Origin of the sequence: Ruminococcus sp. AM42-11, assembly GCF_003480145.1 — a bacterium.
Taxonomy (GTDB): domain Bacteria; phylum Bacillota; class Clostridia; order Lachnospirales; family Lachnospiraceae; genus Blautia_A; species Blautia_A faecis.
In genome coordinates this window covers 1-4935 of record NZ_QUIO01000083.1, presented here as the reverse complement: position 1 = coordinate 4935, position 4935 = coordinate 1, and the positions used below count along the sequence as shown (strand labels likewise).

6 protein-coding genes are annotated in these 4935 nt (G+C 42.1%); 4 read left to right on the top strand and 2 right to left on the bottom strand.

Annotated elements, in window-relative coordinates; genetic code table 11:
* Window positions 1–2: 2 nt before the first annotated feature.
* On the bottom strand, window positions 3–137 hold the full coding sequence (locus tag DW904_RS26085) for a DUF6783 domain-containing protein (RefSeq protein ID WP_347562230.1): 135 nt from the start codon (window positions 135–137) through the stop codon (window positions 3–5).
* A gap of 82 nt (window positions 138–219) precedes the next feature.
* Between DW904_RS26085 and aroD the strand changes: the two genes are divergently transcribed.
* The 4 genes from aroD to DW904_RS22360 all read left to right on the top strand — a co-directional run bounded on the left by aroD (window position 220) and on the right by DW904_RS22360 (window position 3581).
* Complete coding sequence (gene aroD, locus DW904_RS22375; protein ID WP_118584314.1) at window positions 220–1002, top strand: type I 3-dehydroquinate dehydratase; 783 nt, start codon at window positions 220–222, stop codon at window positions 1000–1002.
* Between the two features lie 251 nt (window positions 1003–1253).
* Window positions 1254–2099 (top strand): sigma-E processing peptidase SpoIIGA, encoded by an 846-nt coding sequence (locus DW904_RS22370; protein WP_118584313.1) that lies wholly within the window; start codon window positions 1254–1256, stop codon window positions 2097–2099.
* 15 nt (window positions 2100–2114) lie between these two features.
* Window positions 2115–2843, top strand: coding sequence for an RNA polymerase sporulation sigma factor SigE (sigE, locus tag DW904_RS22365; RefSeq protein WP_118584312.1), 729 nt, complete (start codon window positions 2115–2117; stop codon window positions 2841–2843).
* 306 nt (window positions 2844–3149) lie between these two features.
* Window positions 3150–3581, top strand: coding sequence for a hypothetical protein (locus tag DW904_RS22360; RefSeq protein ID WP_118584315.1), 432 nt, complete (start codon window positions 3150–3152; stop codon window positions 3579–3581).
* Window positions 3582–3688: 107 nt separating this feature from the next.
* Here the strand turns inward: DW904_RS22360 and DW904_RS22355 are convergent, their stop codons facing one another.
* On the bottom strand, window positions 3689–4573 hold the full coding sequence (locus DW904_RS22355; RefSeq protein WP_118584311.1) for a hypothetical protein: 885 nt from the start codon (window positions 4571–4573) through the stop codon (window positions 3689–3691).
* Window positions 4574–4935 lie beyond the last annotated feature (362 nt).

Below are 4935 nucleotides of genomic sequence, written 5' to 3'. Positions count from 1 at the left end.
TTTCACCCGAATCGGTTGCCGTAGCCCGCTACGGCGCCCTCATCCGAGCGAAATCTCCCACAAATTGTGACGCACATCTTGCAGAAAGCCTTTTTCAAACACGCTCTAGTATGAACAGCCTTAAGATATTGGAACATGAACTTTCATTTAGTTTAAAACTGGAAATCATTAAAGCGTTACTAAGTATATATTATTCTATGAGAAAGGAGATGTCAAGAAATGACAAAACCTATTCAGATAAAGAACCTGACCATTGGAGCAGGAATCCCGAAAATCTGCGTTCCTCTTACTGGAACTACCAGAGAAAAAATCTGCCAGGAAGCAGAGGATGCGAAAAAAGCGGCTGCAGATCTGGTGGAATGGCGTGCAGATTTCTTTGAAGAACTGATGAATCCGGAAGCCTGCCAGAATGTGCTTGAAGCGTTGGCAGAAATTCTTGGTGAAACACCACTGCTTTTTACAATCCGGACAAGTGAGGAAGGCGGAAATATTACCATTTCTCTGGAGGATTACGCTGCCTGCAATATAAATATTGCAAAAGGCAAAAAGGCAGACCTGGTTGATGTGGAAGTTATGAGTAATTCGGAAGAGAAGAAAAAGCTGGTGGCAGAGCTTCAAAAAGAAGGAGTCAAAGTGATCGCTTCTTCCCATGATTTCCACAAAACAGACAGCCAGGAGGTTCTTTTAAACCGCTTCCGCGAAATGGAAAAATCAGGCGCTGATATTTTGAAAATGGCGGTAATGCCTCATGGTTTCGAAGACGTGGCAGCAATTATGGAGGCAACAAATGCTATGAGACAGGAGTGCGAAAAGCCTTTGGTATCCATGGCAATGGGAAGTATTGGTTCTATTACCCGAATTTCCGGAGAGAACTTCGGCTCTGGCATTACCTTTGGAACAATTGGCGCCGCATCTGCACCGGGACAGTTTCCGATTGGAGAACTGAGAAGTCTTCTGGATGCTTTACATGAGAAAAATGAAGAAGACGAATTAAAGCAGTAGAATTAATTTTGCACGAAGCATGAAAAAATGAATTGCTTTAATTGAAAATAATATTGACAGAATTAATTTAGAACAAAATAACGAAAAATGACAGATCATGCTGTCGATTTGAGGCGAGAAATTCTTAGGATTTCCCGCCCCTTTTTGACAAAATCTGCGCCCTCTGTGACCGTATAATGGGTTCACTTACCAAAGTGAAGGATTGACGTTACCGCAAAAGGTAACGGACGACAGGCCACAGGGGGCTTTTTATGTATTATGACGTATACATAGACATCGTCTTTCTGACGAATCTTTTAATGGATTACGTTCTTCTTCGCATTGTAGGAAAGCTTTTCCTGCGAAAAAGAAATCGTGGAAGGATTTTGCTGGCGGCAGCCGTTGGCGCTCTGTTTTCCTGCCTCATTTTATATGTACTGCCGGATATGATTTTTCCTGCAAAGGTACTGCTCCATGGCGGCTGTGCCTGGGGCATGCTGGTTCTTGGACTGGATCTTAAGAAAAACGGACTTCTGGTAAAAGCTCTGGTGACTGTTTACCTGATGGCTTTTTTCATGGGAGGTCTTATGGAAGCGGCACCTGTAAAAAAGGCGACACCCATACGTTTTTTGATTGTTGCCGCAGGAGCCTACATGGGACTTAGTGCACTGATCTATCTTAGCGATTCTTTCCGTGCCAGATGGAAAAATATTTATCCAGTTACCCTGTCCTATCGGGGAAATGTACAACCGTTTTTCGGGCTTTGGGATACAGGAAATTTTCTTGTAGACCCCATCAGCCAGAAGGAGGTATTTATTATAAAACCGGAGGTTCTGGAAGCATTGCTTCCGCAGGAAAATGCAGACAGGCTGAAACACCTTAAGGAGAACCCAGGGGAGCTGGAAGGTACAGAGCCGGCTGACTTGCATCCGCACTTTTTGCCCTATAAGACAATCGGGGAGGAAGGCGTGCTGTTGGCAGTGGTGTTAGATGACCTTTGTATTCACACTCCCAGGGAGGTGATTCATGTGGCAAATCCGGTGCTGGCGCTGGCCGTGGAACCCTCTGCTTTGGGAAAAGAGTACCAGGTACTGTTGAATTCCAGAATTTTGCATTAGGAGGGGGACTTATTCATGAACAGATCAGCAAGTGCAGCGTATTATCCATTTCAGGTAATGCCCAGATTCCTGCTCGGCAGACAGGGAGAGGTTTATTATATTGGTGGAAGTGATATTCTGCCGCCGCCACTGGAAACACAAAGAGAAGCGAGGATCCTTGAAAAACTGGGTACACCAGAGGAGAAAGAAGCTAAGTCTACCTTGATCGAGCACAATCTCAGGCTGGTGGTCTATATAGCCAAAAAGTTTGATAATACAGGTGTGAGTGTGGAGGATCTGATCTCCATTGGTACGATTGGGCTGATCAAGGCAATCAATACTTTTAACCCGGTAAAAAATATTAAGCTGGCTACGTATGCATCCAGATGTATTGAAAACGAAATTCTTATGTATCTCAGACGTAATAGTAAGACGAAAATGGAGGTTTCCATAGATGAGCCTCTGAATGTGGACTGGGACGGAAACGAGCTTTTGCTTTCCGATATTTTGGGAACGGATGATGATGTGATCTCCCAGAGGCTGGAGAACGAGGTGGAAATCAAGCTTTTGGGAAAAGCAATTTCCAAGCTTTCTCCAAGGGAACAGACGATTATCAAACTGCGGTTCGGGCTTGGAAGGCAGGAGGGAAGGGAGAAAACACAGAAAGAAGTGGCGGACCTTCTGGGGATTTCACAGTCTTATATTTCCAGGCTGGAAAAACGGATCATGAAGAGATTGAAGAAGGAAATTGTGAAGTATGAGTAAAAGTGAATAGCTGCAAGTTGAGGCTTTGCATGGTCTGCTTCTGTTGTTCATACTGTCCAGCCTTTCAAATATTTGTGGCTTCTTTGTCCATGTAAGCATGGCTTGGAGGGAATCTTTATCAAAATAACAAAATGGCGCAAGCAGGCTATGGGTTGATTTGGAAATTATACTTAGCGAAAAGAAGGACAGAATATGGGCGTGTATTGGAATAATAACGGCAAAAATGGGAATTCTACAATAGACATAGAGGATAGTTTTATTATTTCATATGTAAAGAAATGGATTTACAGTAAAGGAGACACGCTTATGAATGCCGATGTAGAATTTCTAAACTATGTGTATCAGAATTCCCAGATGGGTATAGATACCTTGGAGCAGCTGCTTGAGATCACGGAAGACGAAAAATTGCAGACATATCTGGAAAAGCAGATTGAGGGCTATCGGAAGTTTCATAATGAAGCCAGGGATATTCTGAATCGAAGCGGATATGACGAAAAAGGTCTTGGCACCTTCGAAAAAATCCGCACCTACCTTATGGTTAACCTCCAGACTATGGCCGACGACTCCACCTCCCACATCGCCAAAATGCTGATCCAGGGCAGCAGCATGGGAATTACCGAAGCCGTGAAAAAGCTTCATCAGTACGAAAATGACGTGGAGAAAGACATCAAAAAACTGATGGAACGGCTGCAGGAATTCGAAGAGGAGAATGTGGAGAAGCTGAAGGAATTTCTGTAGGAAATAAGGCGGCGGGGGAGATGCTTCCAGATGAGGAATGTATTTATCCTCCGCCAGTTTTGCGCAAGGATATTATGAAATTACAATTATTCATAGAAAAAATTAGTTTAAGAATTTTGAGCTATATAGTTGTCTAGATATTCCTGTGCCTGGTTTTCAGAAAACTGAAATTTCGTCATTAGTTTTTGAACAATGGCATCTGAAGAGAGGTTAAATTCCAAACACATTTCAATAGTTGCCTGGATTTTTCCATTCCGTTCTCCGTCTTCATAACCCTCTTCCCGAAACATACGCAAGGTTTTCTCTTCATCATATTCATAAATACTCATAGCTTTCGCCTCCGCTCGGTTCTTTAGTAAAAAATCCCGCAGGATGTTTTCATGGATACATTCGGTAATTGCCTTCTCAACTGCGTCAGTCAGTGGCATTTCAGCAGAATAGGTACGAATGCGAGCAACATATTCGGAGTAATCACGAAGGGTATGACAGGCATTCATTAATTCCTGGTTATGCCCCTTATTGATGTTAAGCATAACCGCTTTCAATTCCAACGCTGGTTGGTCGGTTGTTGGATGAAATAACTCTGAAAGAAGAAATTCTGTCCTGTCTGGCTGCGACTTCACACCATTATAAAAGATTACGAAGGAAGGCAGCGGAATCTGCACTTTCTTGGAACCATATATGTTCATGGCTTTCGTATAGGCTGAATAAATATCTGTTATGTACATGAGAAAGCGTAAAGGCAGGTTGGGATTTACCGTGGACTGTTGTTCATAAAGTGCCAGGCGCATATCAATAATAAAGGAAAGATCATTTTCCATTGTCATGTAGATTGCGTTATCCAATGTAGTAATTGTTAGCATTGCAGGATCATCATAATGAGTTCCGTTAATTGCATTGTAAAGTTTCAGTAATTCTGATTTGTCATTAAAAATCATCTTGTAGAGTCGATCCTTGTAAATACGGTTTACAGGTAAAGATACATTGTTCATAGAAGACCTCCTTATAAAGATGGTGGAAGGCCTCTTAATGTAAATCTCTACATTTTGGTCAGAAACCTTCCTGCTGCTATATGGGAAAAGCATGAGATTTCTGAAGCGGCAGAGCGCCGAAGATACCAGAGATGATATTAAATAGACTTACTGAAATGAAATGCTTTGTTATAGTATAGCTCATGGCGGGCTAAAATGCAAGAAAAAGAGTTCGACATGATTCGACAAATAATTTGAACAAAAAAATATAAACTTTTTTGTAAAAAGTGCTTGACGATTCCTTGCGGCAGTGGTATAGTAAACAAGCTGTCGCAAGGAATTGCTTCTGAAATGCTGAAAAATAAAATAGTTTTCAGAAAATT

What these genes read in the sequence shown, in the direction of transcription:
- DW904_RS26085 (WP_347562230.1), bottom strand. Translation starts at nt 137, where the DNA reads ATGTTCCAATATCTTAAGGCTGTTCATACTAGAGCGTGTTTGAAAAAG.
- aroD (WP_118584314.1), top strand. Translation starts at nt 220, where the DNA reads ATGACAAAACCTATTCAGATAAAGAACCTGACCATTGGAGCAGGAATC.
- DW904_RS22370 (WP_118584313.1), top strand. Translation starts at nt 1,254, where the DNA reads ATGTATTATGACGTATACATAGACATCGTCTTTCTGACGAATCTTTTA.
- sigE (WP_118584312.1), top strand. Translation starts at nt 2,115, where the DNA reads ATGAACAGATCAGCAAGTGCAGCGTATTATCCATTTCAGGTAATGCCC.
- DW904_RS22360 (WP_118584315.1), top strand. Translation starts at nt 3,150, where the DNA reads ATGAATGCCGATGTAGAATTTCTAAACTATGTGTATCAGAATTCCCAG.
- DW904_RS22355 (WP_118584311.1), bottom strand. Translation starts at nt 4,573, where the DNA reads ATGAACAATGTATCTTTACCTGTAAACCGTATTTACAAGGATCGACTC.